General features: G+C 61.3%; 13 protein-coding genes and 2 pseudogenes. 6 read left to right on the top strand and 9 right to left on the bottom strand.

The window, feature by feature from the left end; all coding sequences use genetic code 11:
* Positions 1-244 precede the first annotated feature (244 nt).
* The 4 genes and pseudogenes from BJQ17_RS27275 to BJQ17_RS32345 form a co-directional block, all read left to right on the top strand.
* A complete protein-coding gene (locus BJQ17_RS27275) occupies positions 245-532 on the top strand; it encodes a helix-turn-helix domain-containing protein (RefSeq protein ID WP_049696551.1) in 288 nt (95 codons plus the stop codon).
* A 321-nt stretch (positions 533-853) separates the two neighbouring features.
* The gene (locus tag BJQ17_RS32690) at positions 854-1,120 is read left to right on the top strand and encodes an antitoxin Xre/MbcA/ParS toxin-binding domain-containing protein (RefSeq protein ID WP_082421436.1); all 267 of its coding nucleotides are present in this window, start codon (positions 854-856) and stop codon (positions 1,118-1,120) included.
* A 58-nt stretch (positions 1,121-1,178) separates the two neighbouring features.
* A complete protein-coding gene (locus tag BJQ17_RS27270) occupies positions 1,179-1,778 on the top strand; it encodes a DUF6088 family protein (RefSeq protein WP_082421440.1) in 600 nt (199 codons plus the stop codon).
* Positions 1,779-1,928: pseudogene (locus BJQ17_RS32345) on the top strand (IS3 family transposase); the annotation flags it as partial. It abuts the gene before it with no gap.
* A gap of 74 nt (positions 1,929-2,002) precedes the next feature.
* Here BJQ17_RS32345 and gmtY read toward each other — a convergent pair.
* Entirely contained in the window at positions 2,003-3,364 is a 1,362-nt protein-coding gene (gene gmtY / locus BJQ17_RS30665) for a gamma-mobile-trio recombinase GmtY (RefSeq protein ID WP_082421435.1), read from the bottom strand.
* Positions 3,365-3,477: 113 nt separating this feature from the next.
* Here gmtY and BJQ17_RS30660 point away from each other — a divergent pair.
* Positions 3,478-3,621, top strand: a pseudogene (locus tag BJQ17_RS30660) (cupin domain-containing protein); the annotation flags it as partial.
* A gap of 191 nt (positions 3,622-3,812) precedes the next feature.
* On the opposite strand, the gene mmsB reads toward BJQ17_RS30660, so the two are convergent.
* On the bottom strand, positions 3,813-4,700 hold the full coding sequence (gene mmsB, locus BJQ17_RS27260; protein WP_003251576.1) for a 3-hydroxyisobutyrate dehydrogenase: 888 nt from the start codon (positions 4,698-4,700) through the stop codon (positions 3,813-3,815).
* Positions 4,701-4,710: 10 nt separating this feature from the next.
* Positions 4,711-6,237 carry a CoA-acylating methylmalonate-semialdehyde dehydrogenase gene (locus BJQ17_RS27255; protein ID WP_003251574.1) on the bottom strand — a complete coding sequence of 509 codons (1,527 nt, stop codon included), beginning with the start codon at positions 6,235-6,237 and terminating at the stop codon, positions 4,711-4,713.
* 132 nt (positions 6,238-6,369) lie between these two features.
* Between BJQ17_RS27255 and BJQ17_RS27250 the strand changes: the two genes are divergently transcribed.
* Complete coding sequence (locus tag BJQ17_RS27250; protein WP_010955323.1) at positions 6,370-7,320, top strand: LysR family transcriptional regulator; 951 nt, start codon at positions 6,370-6,372, stop codon at positions 7,318-7,320.
* Positions 7,321-7,469: 149 nt separating this feature from the next.
* On the opposite strand, the gene BJQ17_RS27245 is transcribed toward BJQ17_RS27250, so the two are convergent.
* From BJQ17_RS27245 to recC, 6 genes are all read right to left on the bottom strand, one after another.
* Positions 7,470-7,961 carry an OmpA family protein gene (locus BJQ17_RS27245; protein ID WP_070096884.1) on the bottom strand — a complete coding sequence of 164 codons (492 nt, stop codon included), beginning with the start codon at positions 7,959-7,961 and terminating at the stop codon, positions 7,470-7,472.
* Between the two features lie 4 nt (positions 7,962-7,965).
* Complete coding sequence (locus BJQ17_RS27240) at positions 7,966-9,237, bottom strand: diguanylate cyclase domain-containing protein (RefSeq protein ID WP_003251568.1); 1,272 nt, start codon at positions 9,235-9,237, stop codon at positions 7,966-7,968.
* Complete coding sequence (locus BJQ17_RS27235; RefSeq protein WP_020191918.1) at positions 9,234-9,800, bottom strand: YfiR family protein; 567 nt, start codon at positions 9,798-9,800, stop codon at positions 9,234-9,236. Before BJQ17_RS27235 ends, BJQ17_RS27240 begins: the two co-directional genes overlap by 4 nt.
* Positions 9,801-9,900: 100 nt before the next feature.
* Positions 9,901-11,976, bottom strand: coding sequence for an exodeoxyribonuclease V subunit alpha (gene recD / locus BJQ17_RS27230; RefSeq protein WP_003251565.1), 2,076 nt, complete (start codon positions 11,974-11,976; stop codon positions 9,901-9,903).
* Positions 11,973-15,647, bottom strand: coding sequence for an exodeoxyribonuclease V subunit beta (gene recB, locus BJQ17_RS27225; protein ID WP_004575982.1), 3,675 nt, complete (start codon positions 15,645-15,647; stop codon positions 11,973-11,975). Before recB ends, recD begins: the two co-directional genes overlap by 4 nt.
* Positions 15,644-19,126: an exodeoxyribonuclease V subunit gamma gene (recC, locus tag BJQ17_RS27220; RefSeq protein WP_070096883.1), complete on the bottom strand. Its 3,483-nt coding sequence runs from the start codon at positions 19,124-19,126 to the stop codon at positions 15,644-15,646. Before recC ends, recB begins: the two co-directional genes overlap by 4 nt.
* Positions 19,127-19,395 lie beyond the last annotated feature (269 nt).

Raw genomic sequence — 19,395 nt, 5'->3', positions numbered from 1 at the left:
CAGCATGCTGCCCACGATGTCATCACCATAATCGCGCACGAGCTCCACGTAAAACCATGGATGGTGCAGTTCCAGCTCAATAAATTTCCAGCGGCGACTGGAAGGCTCTCCGAAAATGTCGGCTGAGCTGAGTTCGGCGTGCCTGTAGGTCTTGAACATCGAAAAATCCTCAAAATATTAACAATAGTTAATGGATGTCCGACGTTCAAGACGGCTTCATCATTCCTTTTGTAGGAATGAAAAAATGGAACTGAAACAGGCATTTGGGAAAGCAATGAGGCAGCTCAGAAAATCCCGCAACCTTAACCAAGAAGATTTCGGTGGCCACAGCAGCCAAACCTACCTCAGTCAACTGGAAGCCGGAGGAAAAGGCCCTACCCTCGAAATGGTGCATGGGCTCGCCTCTGCCATGAATGTTCATCCTTTGACGATCTTGACCCAGTGCTACCTTTTTATGGACAAGGATGCCACTCTGGATTCAATCATTCAGCGCGTTCGTGAGGAGCTCAGCGTGACGCCATCGGACCGATGAGGATGGGCATCTGCACCCTTCAGCATGGGCTGAGATGTCTTGTCTGATGCAACCAAATTCTGCGCTCCCTGACCCAGTGGCTGGGTTGCGCCTTGGCCCTACCTATGCGGGAAAGGAGATACATTGAAAGGCCGGCGGAAGGTAAAGACTGAGAAGTGGCGTATCAAGTCGGAACTGGAAGGCAGCGCCCAAGAGCTTTTGCGAGGGCGGGCACAGACGCAAGGAAGGTTCCTCGATATAGCGGCACAAGCCGGCAAGAGAATGGAACCCGTTGGCCGACTTGCCGGTTGAGAGATACGCTTTCACATTTGAGGTGTGCAAATGAACGATTCTCAGATACTAGCGCTTTGCCCCAGTTCACCGCTGGAATGCTGGAGCATCGTCCACCGATGCTACAAGGGAAGGTGCGAGCAAATCCTGCACCTGGCGACGCGAGTGCTTGGCAGTCGAGTGCTCGCCGCGCAATGGCTATACAAACCAGCGATAGGGCTAAGTCATCAGGTACCTTGCATCATCATGGTAAGTCGATCGGGCTACCAGAAAGTGGTGACACTTCTAGGACGAATTGAACACGGCGTCTATGCTTAACGCCGCAAGGTTCCATGCCAGAGGACCTGTCCACTACTCGTCTGACATAGGTTTAGCTGTGTCTATCGCAGAGTCTATATCGAACCGAATCAAGCGTATGCCTAAGGGAAGGCCCTTTGTTAGATCCGTATTCGAGCGAGCCGGCTCTCGCTCCGCGGTAAACAAAGCTCTTTCTCGAATGGTGCTCAGGGGTTCCCTGGAGCGCGTTGCCCGCGGCGTTTACATGCGTCCCAAGCACAGCCAATACACGGGTAAAAGGGTTCGAGCCAACCCGCTTTCTGTATTGGAAGCCGTTGCTAGGGCAAGAGGCGAGATTATCCAGATCCATGGTGCAGAAGCTGTTCGTCGACTGGGGCTGAGTGTTCAGATGCAGGTCCTGCCTACTTACTACACCAGCGGGACGACACGTGAGATCAAGATCGGTAACGCGGTTGTTAGGCTGCGCCATGCGTCTCGCCAACGACTCCAGCAAGCTGGAACGCCAATAGGGACGGCCCTGACCGCTTTTTGGTATCTCGGAGAAAATGGGGTGGATGAACAGGTCGCGAGCAAGATTGTGAGCTCGCTCAGCGCTGAAGAGTTCAACAGGCTCATGGAATGCAAAATGCCTAAGTGGATGCGCTCAGCACTGGCCAACTGCGCTCGAAATGTGAACTGAAAAATTCTGAAGCGGGAGCGAATCCGACGAAAAATCTACGCAACGCATGACGAAGGCCGGAGTTGTATTTTCGATTACATGGAGATACTCATAAACGCCGGCACGGCATATATTATGCAACTGTTGCCAGCAGAGTACGAGAAACGCTAGATCCTGAGCTTAGAGAGCACCGAGGAAACTAGTGGCGACTCTAACCTAAATTGTCCCAGTAGACTCCGCACACCTTAATCGCCACTATCTGCATCGTGATGCTTGTATGCCATTTTCGATTCAAGAGCAGCCAGAGTTGCGCGAACCTGCGTTGATTTTGGCTGAGTATATACTCCACTTGATTCAATAGACGAGTGATGCATAGCTGACTTAATAGTAAGATCCGTGGCTCCGTCTGCGGCAAGTCGCTGCCCATAGGAATGCCTGTGTCCATGAGGGGTAGTACCTAACATTTTCTCACTGATCAACCCAATGCGCTTTACAGCCCCTCTATGTGCTTTCCTGTAGGCAGTATGTGAATACGGCTGCCCAAGTTTGTTAGTGAATGCATAAGGATGCTCTTGACCTAATGCAGGTTTCACTCTGTGCATGCAATGATACTCACTCCACAACTGCGCAAATACTTCTGCCTTGAATGCCGGATGAAAGAAAACCTCAAAACTCATTCGCTGACGGTCAGTAAACGCCCTTCCCTTCGCACCCAAAAATAGAGAATCCTGCGATTTGACCAGTAGATTTCTAGGAGTCAGCCCATACTTGTCACGCAGAAATGTTTGACGCTTCATCCGTTTTTTTCCAGGCGCTAATCCGAGTTGAGGATGATAAACTCGAACAACAACTTCACCTTTTTCAACTGTGACATCATCGCACCACAAGCTCAGCGCCTCAGATAACCTTAGCCCGCCATAATGCATGAGCATAGTGATTAAGATATCTCTGATACTGTATACATTCTTCCGAAGCTTGAACCCCTGCGCAAGAAAGGCATCAATCGATTCTTCAGGAAAATCTTTTGCAGGCTCTAGATCAAAGCTTATCATTGAAGTAGACCTGACCTCCCTACTCATTGAAAAATCAGGTGGCTTTATCCAAAGATGCGAAAGAAAGGCATTACTCTTCCGATGGACGTAAGCTGCCCAATTAAGTTTTTCCTCAGCACGATTCGCTTTGCGCCAAGTATTTAAAACCAATCCAGAATCTTCATTTAGCGCAGCCAGCCAGTCTGAAAATTGAGTAATCGCGGAAATAATCTTGGAGGCATCATCTGGCTGTCTTGGCTCCCACCACAATTCAGATGGATCGCATCCCCGCTCCACGGTACCACTATACAGTGAATTGGAAAACGATCTAAACAGCATTTGGGGAGAATCAAAAAACTGATGATTAGCTTCTACATATTCCAACAACAGCTGCACAGCAAAAGTCGTACTATCTTGCCATGACCTGCTCTTACGCCCATTCAAGTACATATAGTAAGCAAAATCCTTAAGTATCCCTTCATCTGTGATGATTACAGGCAACACCGGTCGAAAACCAGTCGCATCGAATCTCAGCGCTCTGTACTCACGATGGGATCGTTCGAAGAAAACAGCCATTTTGCTGACTCCGGAGATCAATGCAGTTGGAGAGCTTCGTTTTCACAGCATAGCTGAGCTCGGTCCAGTAGAGAGGTAGGCCAAATTTTTTGGGACTATAGCTTGGGTTAACCTTCCTCGATGGCTATTGCATCATTACCCCGGAAGGCGAAGAGCCCAAGCACCTGAAGGCGGGTGATGTGTTCGTGATCGAACCGGGCATGAAAGGTACGTGGGAAGTGGTCGAGACTGTACGTAAGTATTTCGTCTTCGCCTGACCTGCAGGCGCGGGTTTAGCTGCGAATGCGGCGGTGAGGCTTCTGCAGCATTCGCGGGTGAACCCGCGCCTACAACGGCAGCGCAATACCTGTAAGCGTGGACAAAAAAATCGCGGAGCAGACGCCCTTCCCTCTGGTGCGCAGTTACAGAGGGAAGGCCACCTGGCCCGCGATGAAGTCCACCTCTTGCATCAATCCTTCTTGCGATAACCCTCGACGATGGCCGAGAAGTCCTTGCCACCCTCGCCTCGCAGGCTCATGGCCTGGTACAACTGCTGGGCCACGGCACCGAGAATCACCGGTTGGTGTGCCTGGCGTGCCGCTTCGGTAGCCAGACCGAGGTCCTTGAGCATGAGTTCGGCGCCAAAGCCACCGGTGTAGCCACGCGATGCCGGTGCGGTTTCGATGACGCCCGGCCACGGGTTGTAGGTGTCCGAACTCCAGCAACGCCCGGTCGAACTGTTGATGATGCCGGCCAGCACCTTGGTATCGATACCCAACGCGTTACCCAGGGCCATGGCCTCGGACACGCCGATCATCGAAATGCCGAGCAGCAGGTTATTGCAGATCTTGGCGATCTGGCCGGTACCGACTTCCCCGCAGTGCACGATGTTGCGGCCCATCTGCTCCAGTACCGGCTTGAGGCTGGCGAACAACTCGGTACTGGCGCCGACCATGAACGTCAGGGTGCCGGCCGCCGCACCGCCAGTACCACCGGAAACCGGTGCATCCCCCATGTCCACACCCTTTGCCGCTGCGGCCTTGGACACATCACGTGCGGTCTGCGGGTCGATGGTGCTGCAGTCAACGGTCGGCGTGCCAGGGCGAATGCCGGCCAGTACGCCGTCCTCGCTCAAGTACACGCTGCGCACATGGGCTGCGGCCGGCAGCATGGTGATCACCAGCTCGCTGTTGGCCGCCGCGTCCTTGGGCGAGGGGCTGATCTGCCCGCCCAGTTCTGCCAGCTCAGCCAGCACGGCCTTGTTCAGGTCGAACAGGTTCAGCTGATGTCCGGCCTTGATCAGGTTGCGGGCCATGGGCGCGCCCATGTTGCCCAGGCCGATGAATGCGATACGCATGACGTACTCCTTAGCGCAGGCTAATGGTGGTGTTCACACCGTCGTTGACGCTGTCGTCATCGAACCAGCGAGCCGTGACGGTCTTGGTCTGAGTGTAGAACTGCACCACTTGCTTGCCGTAAGGCCCGAGGTCACCGAGTTTGGAACCCCGCGAGCCGGTGAAGCTGAAGAACGGTACGGGTACCGGGATCGGGATGTTGATGCCGACCTGGCCAATATCGATTTCGCTCTGGAACTTGCGGGCCGCAGCGCCGCTCTGGGTGAACAGGCCGGTGCCGTTGCCGAACGGGTTGGCGTTGACCAGGGCGATGGCCTCGTCGAGCGTATCGACTTCCAGGGTCACCAGCACCGGGCCGAAGATTTCCTGGGTATACACCTGCATGTCGGTCTTCACGCCCGAGAACAGGGTTGGGCCGACGAAGTTGCCTTGCTCGTAGCCCGGCACCTTGACGTCACGGCCGTCAAGTTCCAGCTTGGCGCCTTCCTTGATACCGCTTTCGATCAGGCCCAGCACACGCTCCTTGGCCCGCTTGGATACCACCGGGCCAACGTCGGTGCCCGGCTCACAGCCAGCATTGACCTTGAGCTTGCTGGCAGCCTCCTTGATATCCGGCAACCATTCGCGGGCCTTGCCCACCAACACCGCCACCGAGGTCGCCATGCAGCGCTGGCCCGCCGCGCCAAAGGCAGCACCCACCAGCGCATTGATGGTTTGTGTGCGGTTGGCATCAGGCAACACCACCGCGTGGTTCTTGGCGCCCATCATTGACTGCACACGCTTGCCATGCTGGCTGCCAAGGTTATAAACGTGCGTGCCGACTTCAGTAGAGCCCACGAAGGAAATCGCCTTGATGTCCTGGTGGGTGCAAATGGCATCCACCACCTGCTTGCCGCCGTGCACCACGTTCAGCACACCGGCCGGTACGCCGGCTTCCAGCGCCAGCTCGACCAGTAGCATGGTCGACAACGGGTCCTGCTCGGACGGTTTGAGCACAAACGTGTTGCCGCAGACAATGGCCATAGGGAACATCCACAGCGGGATCATTGCCGGGAAGTTGAACGGGGTGATGCCAGCGCATACGCCGATCGGCTGGCGCAGGGTGTAGGTATCGACACCGCCGGCGACGTTCTCGGCAAATTCGCCCATCTGCAGGGTGCCAATGGACGCCGCGTGCTCGACCACTTCCAGGCCGCGGAAGATATCGCCTTCAGCGTCGGCCAGGGTCTTGCCCTGCTCGGCGCTGAGCACCTGGGCAATGCGTTTGGTGTGTTCGCGGATCAGCGCCTGCAGCTTGAGCATGATGCGCATGCGCGCGCCGATCGGGGTGTTACGCCACGTCTGGAAAGCGCGATGAGCAGCGGCCACGGCTGCATCGACTTCCTCGACGGTGGCGAACGGTACGCGCGCCAGCACCTCTTGGGTGGCCGGGTTGACGATGTCACGCCATTCGGTGGTTTTGGACTCGACCCACTGGCCGTCGATCAGCAGCTTGACCTGCTCGACCTTGGTGCTGTTAGGGGATTGCGGTGCGTTCATCTGCGTTCTCCTTGGAATTGTTGTCGGGACGAGATCGCCAGCGCCGGGCAAACGCGGGGTGGCGTCCTGAGGCTTGTTTCGAGTATAGATGTGCAAACATCCAACAAGAACGCACAAAAAAACCGGATCATCATGCAAAAAGACCTCACATCCCTGAGCGCGCTCAACTGGGACGATTTGAAGTTCTTCCTCGAAGTGGCTCGCACCCGCAAGGCCAGCAGTGCCGCCAAACGGCTGAGCGTGGACTACACCACCGTGTCGCGACGCATCAGCTCGCTGGAGGGTGCGCTGGGCACCTTGCTGTTCGAAAAGTCGCGCACCAACGGCTTTGTGCTGACCGCCGAGGGCCAGCGCCTGCTGGGCTATGCCGAATCGATCGAGAGCACGCTGCACATGGCGTGCGAGCAGGTGTCCGGGTCGGGGGTGGCGTTGTCAGGCCATGTGCGCATGGGCTGCACGGAGGGCTTTGGCAGCTTTTTCATCACGCCGCAGCTAAGCCACTTCGTCGACGCCTACCCGGCAATTTCGGTGGACATCCTGCCGCTGCCGCACTTCATCAGCCTGTCCAAGCGTGAAGCGGACATCGTCATCGCGCTGGAGCGGCCCGAGCACGGGCCTTATGTGTGCTGCAAGCTGTGCGACTACCGCCTGCGGCTATATGCCACCCAGGGCTACCTGGACAGCCACGCGCCGATCCGCCAGGTGACGGACCTGGCCAAACACCCCTTCATCAGTTACGTGGATGACCTGGCGTTCAGCTCCGAGCTGCTGTACCTGGCCAACCTGATCCCCAACGCCAGCGCACATTTGCGCAGTACCAGCGTGATCGCGCAGTACACGGCAGCGCTGCAGGGGCGTGGGCTGGCGATATTGCCGTGCTTCCTCGCCGCGCAGGACCCGCGATTGGTCACGGTGTTGCCGGAGGAGATCGAGGTGACGCGGCAGTTCTGGATGTATTGCCGGGAGGATTTGCGCAAGTTGAAGCGGATTACCCTGCTGTGGGATTACATTCGCGGGGTGACCGAGGCGAATGCGCCGTTGTTGATGGGGCAAACCCGCGAGATGCGCTTTGCCCAGGACTGATGGGCCTGCGCATTTCCGAAGGCAACACAGCCCCTGTAGGAGCGGGCTTGCCCGCGAACACCGGCAAAGCCGGTGCCAGACAGCGCGTTGCCTGCTTCGCGGGCACGCCCGCGCCTACAGGGGATATGTGACAGCCCGAGCGGCGACGATCAGTAGGATGCGACCACGATGGACACTCGACGGTTCTCGGTACGCCCGGCGCTGGTGCGGTTGTCCGCCACCGGCTGGCTGCTGCCCAGGCCACGGCTCTGAATGTTCTGCGCCTGCATGCCAATCTCCACCAGCGCCTTGGTCACGCTTTGCGCGCGGCGCTCGGACAGCTGCTGGTTATACGCCGCCTTGCCCGACGAGTCGGCATGCCCGTCCACCCGCACGCCCTGGATACCAACGCCGAGCAGCGCCTTGCCGATGCGCTCGACAATCGCCTGGCTCTGGCCGTTGAGGCTGTCCAGATCGCTGCCGAACAGCACTTTGCCAGACAAGTCGTAGGCCCAACCTTCATCGGTCGGGGTGAAACCTTCGCGCTTGAGCACGGCAATCTGTTCTGGGGTAAGGCCTTTCGGGGGGGCGCTCTGGCAACCCGTCAGCGCCAGCATGGCGAGCAACAAGGCCCAAAGCGGAAAACGTAAAGCTTGCATCACGGGTTCAACTCCTGTTCCTGATTTCGTTGGCGGACCGTTCCGTCTGCGCCAGTTGCCAATGGCCACGGCGTTCGCGCTTGGCCTGGTACATTGCCGCATCGGCGGCATTGAGAAGACTGGCGGGGTCAGCGCCGTCATCCGGGTAATAGGCAATACCGACACTCAGCGAGGTGGAGATACTGCGGCCACTGTCCAGTTGCACCGGCAGCTTCATGCTGGCAACGATCTTCTCGGCAATGTGTTCGGCGTCCTTGCGCGTATGCAACGGCGTCAACAGCACGGCAAACTCGTCGCCCCCCAGGCGCGCCACCAGATCGTGCTCGCGCAGTTGGGCGCGCACACGTTCGGCCACGCTGATCAACACCTCGTCACCCACGGCGTGGCCGAGGGTGTCGTTGATCTGCTTGAAGTGGTCGCTGTCGAGGAACAGCAGTGCCAGGTGGTCCTGCTGACGCGCCGCATTCCGCACGCTGCGGCTCAGGCGTCCTTCAAAGAAGGCGCGGTTGGGCAAGCCGGTCAGGCTGTCGTGGCTGGCCTGATGGGCAAGGGTCTGGTTTTCGCTCTGCAGGTGGCTATGCCACACCTCCAGTTCATCCAGCAGGGCATTGAAGTCGTTACCCAGCTCGTTCAGCTCGGCAATCGGCGCTTCTGGTACGCGCCGGTCGAAGCTGCGCTCGCGGCGGGCGGCATGGGCGACACTGGCCAGGCCACGCAGCGGGCGGGTGATATCGCTGAGCAGGCGCCGCGACAGATACTGGGCAGCCAAGGCGCTGAGGACCGTGCAGAACAGGATACCGGCCAAGCCACTGAGCAGGAACAGCAACAGGCTCCTGCCCTGGCCTGCCAGCTCGATGTGCCCGACCTGCTGTTGCTGGTGCACGATCGGCAGAATGACCGGCTCATCCAGCAAGGCGCTGGCAACCTGCACCTCCAGCTGCGCGAGCATGCCGGTATTGTCGCGTTGCCAGTGCGCCAGTTGCTCGCCCTCGTTGTTGAAGACCTTGGCCTCGGCCACTTCTTCGGTACTGGCAATCAACGCCAGCGACTCATTGGCAGCGGCGCTGTCATCGAACACCACCGCCGCCTCTACCGTGTAATTGATCGAGCGGGCGATCAACTGCAGGTTATGGTTGGCATAGACACGCAGGGCGAGCACGCCCAGCAGGGTGAGGGAGATACCCGCCAGGCCAACGGCAAGCAGGGCGACACTGAGGTGGCCACGGCCCAGCACCGAGCGCAGGGTCGGGCGCACGGTACGCTTGCGGGTCGGCTTCATGGCTGCTCCGCCCGGCGCCGCGACAATTGCAGCACGCTAGGGTGAATACGCACGCCAGAGCGTGCCACCGAGTCGAGATTGACTTCAAAGGCCACCTGCTGGTCGCTGACCCGCAGGCAGAACAGGCTGCCGACCGTGCAGGGGTCATCCGCCTCGCTGATGCTCAGCACCGGGTGGCCGCCGATACGCTGGAACAGCCGATCCCGCTGGCCCTGGTCAAGCTTGCCAATGTAGAGGGCATCGCAGGCCTGGGCGACCTGGGTGTCTTCTGCCAGCAAGCGCCGCACCTGCAGCGGCCGGCCGGACTCCTGGACATGGCCCTTGATGAGATCGTCGGCGTACTCGGTCGGGCCGACCAGGCACAGGCGCAAAGGAGAGGGTTCGACGGGCCAGCGGGCGTAACTGAAGATACCCAGTACTACCTGGGTGACTGCCTTGGCGCGTTGCTGTGCCTGGGCGGCGGTTGTGCCGGGGTCTGCCCGGGCAGCGCCTGCAGAAAGGAACAGGACGGCCAGCAATAGCGAAAGCGCACAGCTTGTCACTCGCCTTGCGGCCACGTTCATGTGGGAAATCCCTTTAAGCCCCTTCCGATATCGGCGCAACGATAGCACATGGCCGCTTTATTGTATGAGCCTGCAGCCACGTGTAATGGGTGTCATGGCCCTAGACCTGCTCGAGCATCAACCCGGAAATACGCCGTACTTTGCGCGCCACCGCTTCTTCGAAAATGCCTTGGCGTGGCTCGACCAGGCTGAAGCAGTGCTTGGCCCGAGTGATGCCGGTGTACACCAATTCCTTGGTCAGCACCGGGTTGAGCGCATCCGGCAGCACCAGGGCAGTGTGGCTGAACTCCGAGCCCTGGGACTTGTGCACGGTCATGGCGAATACCGTTTCCACTTCGTTGAGCCGGCTCGGCAGAACGAACCGCACACCACCACTGCCGTCGTTGCGCGGGAAGGCCACACGCAGCAGCGGCTGGCCCTGCTCATCCGGCAGGCGCAGGGCTATACCGATGTCACCGTTCATCAGGCCCAGGCCGTAGTCGTTGCGGGTCACCAGCACCGGGCGTCCTTCGTACCAAGGCTGCTGGCTGTCGATCAGACCGGCATTGTGCAGCACCCGCGCCACCCGTTCATTCAGGCCTTCGACCCCCCAGGCGCCCCGGCGCACCGCGCACAGCAACTGGAAATCCTCGAAACTGCGCAACACCTTGCCCGCCCATTGCTCCCAGGCGGGGTCGTCAAAGGCGGTATCAAGTGCTGGCCGGTAACGCCCAAGGGTGCGCAGGTAGCTGCGGTAGCCTTGCGGTCCATCGGTACCGCGGTTCAGACCGTCCAGTAACAGGCGGTCGAAAGCACGATCCTGCTCGTGCTTGAGCGACAGGCTGTGCACGTCAGCAGGCGGCGCGGCCAGCAGGTTGCGCGCCGCGTGAGCATCCTGACGATTGACCAGTCTGGCCAACTGGCCAATACCGCTGCCTTCACCGAAACGCCGTGAAAACCGCAGCATCACCACTTGCTGAGCCAACGGGTGGCGCTGCTCATCGCCGGCCTTGAGGCCACTGCCGGCCAGCGACTCGCCACTGACCTGCTGAAGCCACGCTGCAGTCGCCGGCGAGTAAAAGCCCTCCTCAGCATCCCGGCACAGGTCACCCAGTACCGCGCCGGCCTCGACCGAGGCCAACTGGTCCTTGTCGCCCAGCAGCACCAGACGCGCCCGCGGCGGCAAGGCATCGAGCAGGTTGGCCATCATTTCCAGGTCGATCATCGACGCCTCGTCGACCACCAGCACATCCAACGGCAACGGGTTGCCAGCATGATGGCGGAAGTGCCGCGAGCCCGGGCGACTGCCGAGCAGGCGATGCACGGTGCTGACTTCAGTGGGGATTTGCCCGCGTACTTCGGCGCTGACTTGCAGGCGCTCGACTTGCTGGCCAATGGATTCGGTCAGGCGCGCAGCGGCCTTGCCGGTCGGTGCAGCCAGGCGGATGCGCAGTGGCCTGCCCTGCTCCACTGCCGGCGCCTGCAGCAACGCCAGCAGGCGCACCACGGTGGTCGTCTTGCCAGTACCGGGGCCGCCAGTGATGATGCTGAAACCAGCACGGGTGGCCAAGGCACAGGCGAGCTTCTGCCAGTCCAACTGGCCAGCTGGCGCGCCGCCCTCGAACAGTTGCGCCAGGCGCTCTGGCAGATCCGCAGGCGGTGCTTCGGCCTGACTCAGGCGCTGGCGCAGGGCATGGTCGATGCGCCGTTCGTAACGCCAGTAACGGCGCAGGTAAAGGCGCTCGCCACTGCGTACCAGCGGCCGCGCTTGCTGGCCAGGCGTATCACCTGCGGCCACCAGCGGGCTGGCGACGATGCGCTGAAGCCAGGCATTCAAGTCAAGGTTGGCCAGCAGTTGCGATGGCAGTAGCAAAGGGCCGATAAGGGCGTCACCTTCCGGCGGCAACGACAGGGCGAAATCCGGCTCGGCCAAGGTTTGTTGCAGGTCGAGGCAGACATGTCCGTGCCCCAGTTGGTGGCTGGCCAGCGCTGCCGCCAGCAATAGCAAGGGATCACTGCCGGGGGCGCGCTCTTCCAGGAACGACACGAATGCGCGGTCCAGGGCACGTAGCCAGCCCCGCTCAACCCAACGGTCGAGTAATTGCAGCAGGTCAGCGCTGTTGTGCTGCGGTGCCAGCGCCAGCAGGTGCTCTGCGTGCAACGGGGTGGGCAACAGGTCGACAAGGCTTCGGCTCATGGCGCAACTCCGGCAAACAGGTCCTGCTGTACCGGCGCGTGCTCGCCACGGAACAGTGCATCGAGGCTTTCGATCAGCTCACGCGGTGGCTTGGCGTGGTACACGCCGTGGCCGCTGCTGCTGGCACCGCGCAGGAAGATGAACAGGGCGCCGCCAACATGGCGGTCATAATCGTAGTCCGCCAGCCGCGCGCGCAACTGGCGGTGCAGGGCCAGCAGGTACAGCACATACTGCAGGTCGTAGCGGTGCTCAAGAATCGCCTTTTCCATGGCCATGGCATCGTAGGCCTGGATGTCCGCACCCAGCCAGTTGGACTTGTAGTCGGTCACGTAGTAACGCCCGTCCAGCTCGAACGCCAGGTCGATGAACCCTTTGAACATGCCGTTTAGCACGGTCGGCTGCGCAGCTGGGCGCGCCAGACCGGGGTGGGTGTGGCGTGCCACCAGGCGATCGAGTTGTTCTGCGTCGACCCGGTGGCTGGCGAACCAGAATTCCATTTCGATCTGGTAATGACGCAGTTGGCCCAGCGTTACGCTCTGGTCGCTGCCCGGCAGCGGCAACGCCTCGCTCAGCAAACGTTGCATCCAGTGGCTCAGGGTGGGGATCCAGCCGGCCCAGTCACGGCGGTTGCAGCGCTGGCCAACGGTACGCTCTATCAGTTGAGGGTTACCGCTGACCTCGCTGAAGCCCTCACGGCCTGCCCACTCCAGCAAACCATGGAGGAAGGTGCCGGGGTTAGGCCCCCGTGGGAAGCGATGGATATCGCCGCTGTCGGCCGGGACCTCGCGCAACACCTGGGCATCGGGCACCTCGTCATCCAGCAGTTGCTGGGCCTGCGAGCTGTCGGCGCCGAGGGTCTGATCGCCGACACGAAGGGCACTGTACGAAGCGATCCACCAGTGCTCGGCAGCCGCATGGCGTGGCCTGCGTGCTGGCAGCAGCTCACGTTCGGCGTGTGGCATGCGATACATCTGCTCATCCGCCTGCGGCAGGCCCGGGCAAGTGATGTGCGGGCAACTTGCCGCCAAAGCCTGCAACCAGTCCGTCAGCTGCGCCGAGCCAGCCAGGGCCAGGCCGCCCCCCAGCAGGTAGCCAAACGCCGAGCGGTGCAGCTGCGAGCTCTTCTGATTACCGCGCTTGAGGTCGGCGACACCCAGCCAGCAAGCATGCTGGGCGCGGGTCAGGGCCACGTAGAGCAGGCGCAGGTCTTCGGCCAGGCGCTCGTCGTCAGCGCGCTCGATCTGCTCCTGGTCAGGTGTGAGGGTGAGGTGGGCGTTACCTTCGCTGTCATGCCAGGCCAGCGGCAGACGGCTACCATCCACCGGTTTGCTGGTGCAGATGAATGGCAGGTAGACCAAGGGATATTCCAGGCCCTTGGACTTGTGGATGGTCACCACCTTGACCAACTGTTCGTCGCTCTCCAGGCGCAGGATCTGCTCTTCACCGGCCTGACCGGAACTGGCCAGGTGCTCGGCCAGGTGGCGGATAAGCGCCTGTTCGCCGTCCAGCTCGCCAGCGGCCTGCTGCAGCAGCTCGGCCAGGTGCAGCAGGTTGGTCAGCACCCGCTCGCCATCACTGCGGCGGATCAGCGTACGCGGTAGCTGGAAGTCATGCAGCAGGTGGCGCAACATCGGCAACACCCCTTGGCGCTGCCAGGTGTCGCGGTAAAGGCGAAAGCGCATCACCCAGCTCTCCCAGACCCGCTCGTCCTGGTTAAGCCGGTCCAGCGCAGCCAGCGACAGGCCCAGTGTAAGGCTGGCCAAAGCAGCCTTGAGCAGGCGCTCTGAGTCAGGCTCGGCGCAGGCCTTCAGCCAGGCCAGCAGGTCGTGGGCTTCCTGGGCGGCAAACACCGAGTCCTTGTCGGACAGGTAGACACTGCGCACCTCGCGTGCGGCCAGTTCGGCGCGGACCATCTGCGCCTCATGGCCATCGCGCACCAGGATGGCAATGTCCGAGGGCAAGCAGGCGCGCAATTCGCCTTCGGCATTCTGGAAACCCGCCGTGCCCTGCTGGCCACCATTGAGCAAGGCCACAATATGGCTGGCGCAACTGGCGGCCAGTTGCTGGCGGTAAACGCTGCTGGAGACTGGCTCTTCACTTTCCAGCTGCCAGCATTGCAGGGCTGCACTGACTTCACCGTCAATCAGCAGCTGTTCGCCACGCCCCTTGGCGCGCACCTCGATGAATGGCAGCGGGTTGTCATCGGCCTCGCGGAACAGGAATGCCCCCCGCCCCGCTTCACGCGCCTCGGCCTGCAGGAACACCTGGTTGACGGCCGCCACCATGGCTTTGCTGGAGCGGTAGTTGGTGTCCAGGCTGTGCAGACGGCCGCTGGTGGCGCGCCGCGCCGCAAGGTAGGTGTAGATGTCGGCACCGCGGAAGGCGTAGATCGCCTGTTTGGGGTCCCCGATCATGAACAGACCGGTTTCGGCGCGGTTTTCACTGATCTGGTAGATGCGCTCGAAAATGCCGTACTGAACCGGGTCGGTGTCCTGGAATTCGTCGATCAGCGCAACCGGGAACTGTTCACGGATCAGGCTGGCCAGGCGCTCGCCGGCCTCGCTGGCGAGTGCGTGCTGCAAGCGCACGAGCATGTCGTCGAAGCCCATTTCTGCACGCCGGCGCTTCTCCACTTCGAAACGTGCCGATACCCAACTGGCCGCGTGCTCGAGCAGAGGGGCATCCGGGCTGTCCAGGGCCTGCAGTTGTTGCTGCAAGTGCTGCATGGCGTTGAGGGCTGGGTGCTCGGGAGGCTCTCCCTTCCAGGCCTCGGCCATGCCCGCCGGGGTCAGCCGGGTAAAACCGGTGCCCAAGTCGAGCTCTACCAGTTGCTCATCGCTGGCCCAAGCGCAGAGCTTGTCGAACCAGGGCTCGAAGTAACGGGCTTGCATCTTGCGGCCGTCGACCTGCTTGGCGGCCAGCGCCTCGCGGCAGATTTGCCGCAGTTCCTCGGCCCACTGTGCCCATGGTGCCTTGATCCGGGCCAACTGTGCGCCACGTTGCTGTAGCGATGCCTGGATCAATGCAGCGGGCTCTGGCCCATTCTGCTGGGCGCGCACACGGCCGAACAGTGGGCGAATGCGTGGCAGCAAAGCGTCGGGGCTCCCCCAGTTGCCGCGCACCCAGGCCAGTGCGTCACCTTGCATCCCATAGCAGAAGCGCCGCCAGTAATCGCGCATGACCTGGCCCAACAACTCGCTGTGGTCGGTTTCCAGGGTCTGGGTGAACAGGCTGCCGCTGTCGAAGGCATGCTCGCGCAGCATGCGCTGGCACCAGCCATGGATGGTCGATACCGCAGCCTCGTCCATCCACTGCACGGCGATTTCCAACCGGCCGGCGCAACGCGGCCAGTTCTCTTGTGGGTAATCGTCACGCAGTTGGTGCAACAGCGGATCGGCCCCTTCCAGTTCGCCACGGAAGAACCGTGCGGCTTCAGCCAGGCGGGCGCGGATACGCTCGCGCAGCTCTTTGGTGGCGGCGTCGGTGAAGGTCACCACGAGGATCTGCGGTGGCAGCAGCTCGCGCTCGAAGCCCTGTTCGCCACCGTGACCGAGGATCAGGCGCAGGTACAGCGCCGAAATGGTAAAGGTCTTGCCCGTGCCGGCGCTGGCTTCGATCAGCTGGCTACCGTGCAGGGGGAAACTCAGTGCCAGAGGACGGTCCTGGGTCATGCGCCTTTCTCCGGGTTGCCCAAGGTCTGCCAAGGGGCGGTGAACAACGGGCGGTACAAGGTCTCACACCAGCCTTCAAACGTTTCGTCAGCGGTGAGTGCTGCAAAATCTCGGAACTGGCGAGCCAGCGCAATGCTTTCACTTCGCTCGCCAAAACTGGTGCGTTCGTCGCCTTCGTAGGCGCGAGCTGCTGCGGCCATGGCTTTATCGGCATCGTCCTGGGCCAACCAGGCGAACGCGGTCTTGGCCGCGACTGGCAACGGCGCATTCATTGCCGCCTGACGGGCCACCAACAGGTCGCCCAGCAGTTGCGCGGCCAGCGCTTGCGGCAGCGGTGCAAGCAACAGGGTCAGGTCACTGGCTACCAATGCACTGTTATAGGGGTAGCCCGCTGCACAGGCCGCCAGGTGCGTAACCCAGGGCGCGATAAGGCGGTGCCACTTCAGGTTGTTGCGCCCGGCACTGATGGTGTTGGGTACTGTGGTGATGCTGAGAAGGCTCTGATCTTCCGCCTGGAACACCCGGCCCAGCCAGCCCTCCAGACGGTGCTGACCGTGCTCGAAATGCACCGGTAAAGCGCCCTCGACCAGCTGTGGCCAGCGTTGCAGCAATTGTTGGTGACGTTGCAGCAGGTCCGGCAGCGGTTCGACCAATTCGTTTTGCAGCAGTTCGCCGAAACCGGCTAGCGGCAGCAAACCGCAGGCCTGCAGGCGTCGGGCCTGGGCGCGCAAGGCCTGTTCAGCGTTGTCCGGTTCGGCCAAGGCGGCGCCAAGCAGGCTTTCACTGGCGCCGTAACGTTGCAGGGTATCGAGGACGAAGGGCTCTTCGTCCGGGGTCGGCGCTTCCAGCGCCTCAAAGTACACCCTCAAGCGCTGGCTGAAGAAGTGCCGTACCGGGTGGCGCAAGAAGTCATTCAACTGGTGCAGACTCAGGGCTTCAGCGTCCAGATAAGGCGGCAGGCCCGGCTCGCTCTGATCGTCTGCCTCACCTTGCTGGTGCAGCACCTGCCATTCATGGGCATAGCTGAACAATGGGCTGCCCTTCTGGAAGTACCGAGGGCTGAACGGCTGCAGCGGGTGCTCCTGGGTCAGTGCGTGCAACAGTTGCTCGCCCGGTTTCGCGAGCTGGCCCTGCTGCGCGTCGGCCAAATGCCAGCCCGCAGCGATGTGATCGCGCAACTGGCCGATCAGCACCGAGGCCGGGCGTTCGCTATTGTCGCGGATACTGCGCCCGACCCAGCTGACATACAGTTGGTCACGTGCTGACAGTAGCGCTTCAAGCAACAGGTAACGGTCGTCTTCGCGGCGTGAGCGGTCGCCCGGGCGATAGTCGCTGGCCATCAGGTCGAAGTCCAGCGGTGGCTGCGCACGCGGGTAATCGCCATCATTCATGCCCAGCAGGCAAACCACCCTGAACGGGATCGCGCGCATGGGCATGAGTGTGCAGAAGTTGACCGAGCCGGCGAGGAAACGTTGTGACAGCTTGCCCTGATCGAGGCCCGACAGCCAGGCTTCACGCACCACGGTAAGCGGTAGCGGGTCGTGCAGGCCGACGGTCTCGCACACCTCAAGCCAGCTATCACGCAGATCCTGCAACTGCATCAACAGGAATTCATCACCCTCGTCCTCGGCGAGGAAGAACACGTGCAGCAAGGCATGCAGTCGCTCGCCCCACTGGCTGACGGTGGCAGGCTCGGAAAAGGCCTGGCAGGCGACTTCGAGCGCATCGAGCAACGCGACCAGCGGGCCGATCAGTGCCGCGTCCAGGCCACCGATTTCATCGTAGGGCTCAATACCATCACAGGCCTCACCCACCCCCACGGCATAACCCAACAGCATGCGGCGCAAGCCGAAACGCCAACTGTTCTGTTCGAGCCCGGCGGGCAAGCCCAGGCTCGCCCGCTGCGCGGCGTCAAGGCCCCAACGAATGCCAGCGCCCTCGATCCAGCGGTGCAGCGTGGGCAGGTCGTTTTCGCGGATGCCGAAGCGGGCGCGGACTGCCGGCACGTCCAGCAGGTCGAGCACTTCGCTGACCGCGAAGCGGCTGTCAGGCAGTTTGAGCAGGTGCTCAAGCGCGATCAGCAAAGGTTCGCGACCACGCTGGCCCTGGTCTGTCAGGGTGAACGGGATGTAGCGCGGGTCGTTGCGCTGCAACTGGCCGAAGACGGCGCGGATATGCGGCGCGTAAGTGTCGATGTCCGGCAGCATGACGATTACGTCGCGCGGGCGCAAAGTCGGGTCGGCGCTGAAGCGGGCCAACAGCTGGTCGTGGAGGATCTCCACTTCACGTTGCGGGCTGTGCGCAACATGGAAGCGGATCGAGCGGTCTTTTATGGTGTCGACTGGCGGCCACCGTTCGCGGCTCTCGGCGAGCGGGCGCAACTCCAGGATATCGTCCTGCAGTTCGTTTAGCAGCGTGGTGGGCGAACCGTCGCTGAACAGGTCGATACGGCCGTCGCTGAACACGCCCTGGTAGCTGCCTGGGTCATCATAGCTGTCGAGCAGATTGATGTAGTCGCGGCCTTGTTTACCCCAGGCAGCCAGCAACGGGTGGGCATGCTGGTGCAGCGTCTGGTCGTCCAGTTGCAGGGGCATGCCTTGCTTGCGTTGCTGACGTTTGTACTGATGGCGCAACAGGTCCTTGTCGGCGACGATATCGGCCCAGTGGTGGCGGCATGGGTTGTGTACGCACAGCAATACCTGACTGAAACGCGACAGGCCTGCCAGCGCTTCCAGGGCCTGGGCCGGCAGCGAAGAGATACCGAACACGATCACCCTCGGTGGCAGCCCTGCAGGCGCCTGCTCCAGGCTGTTGATGCGCTCGATGAAACGTTGGTGTACTCCGGCGCGGCTCTGCGCCATGCCTTGCTCGCCAACATCCTCCAGCAATGCTCGCCACAACTCGGCTTGCCAGCGGTTGCCTGGCGGCAGTACTTTGCGCTCGCCGCGGGCCGTGTTGATGACGTGCTCGCCACTGGCCCAGTCCTTGAGCCAATCGGCACGGTAGACCTGGTACTGGTCGAACAGGTCGGCCAGGCGCTCGGCTAGCTGGTAGCGCTTGCGCAAGTCACTGTCGTCGGTGAGGAAGCGCCGCAGTGGCTCGAAATGCGGACGCTCGATGAGCGCTGGCAACAGACGCATCAGCCGCCAGGTCAGTGGTGCCTTGTCGAGCAGAGACACTTCGGGAATTTCGCTACGGCCAAGCACGCTGCGGTAGAGCTGCCACATAAAGCTACCGGGCAGTTGCACATCGATGGCAGCGGCGATGCCGCAGCCGCCTTGGTCATCTTCCAGCGGATCTTCAGCCAGGGCCAGCTTCAGCCATTGGGCGATGCCATTGCTTTGCACCAGGGCAATTTCGTTTTCCAGAGGCGCCAGCGGGTAGCGACGCATCCAGCTCACTACCAGGCTACGCAGGTCGTCGAGGCGGTTGCCGTGGACGATCATGAAGCCTGGGTGGAGATGGGCGGTGTTGGGCATCGGAAGGTCTCTGGAGGCGCTGATGGCTGAGAGGGGAACGATATCACGCGCACATGAAACGGCCGAATGCCATCAGGCTGTGGGAGCGGGCACTTCAACGCGGTGCCATCCGCAGCGTGGCACTCCCGATCCATAGGGGAGGTGACGTTGGTGGCCTGGAGAGTGTGCGCCCCTGCCTGGCGTTGCCCCCTTCCCCGTAGGAGCGGGTTTACCCGCGAACCCTGTAGGAGCGGGTTTACCCGCGAACACCGGCGAAGCCGGTGCCATCT

The organism is Pseudomonas sp. NBRC 111139, from assembly GCF_001753955.1.
GTDB classification, from domain to species: domain Bacteria; phylum Pseudomonadota; class Gammaproteobacteria; order Pseudomonadales; family Pseudomonadaceae; genus Aquipseudomonas; species Aquipseudomonas alloputida.
The sequence above is the reverse complement of the archived record's forward strand: the minus strand, read 5'-3'. Positions and strand labels throughout refer to the sequence as shown.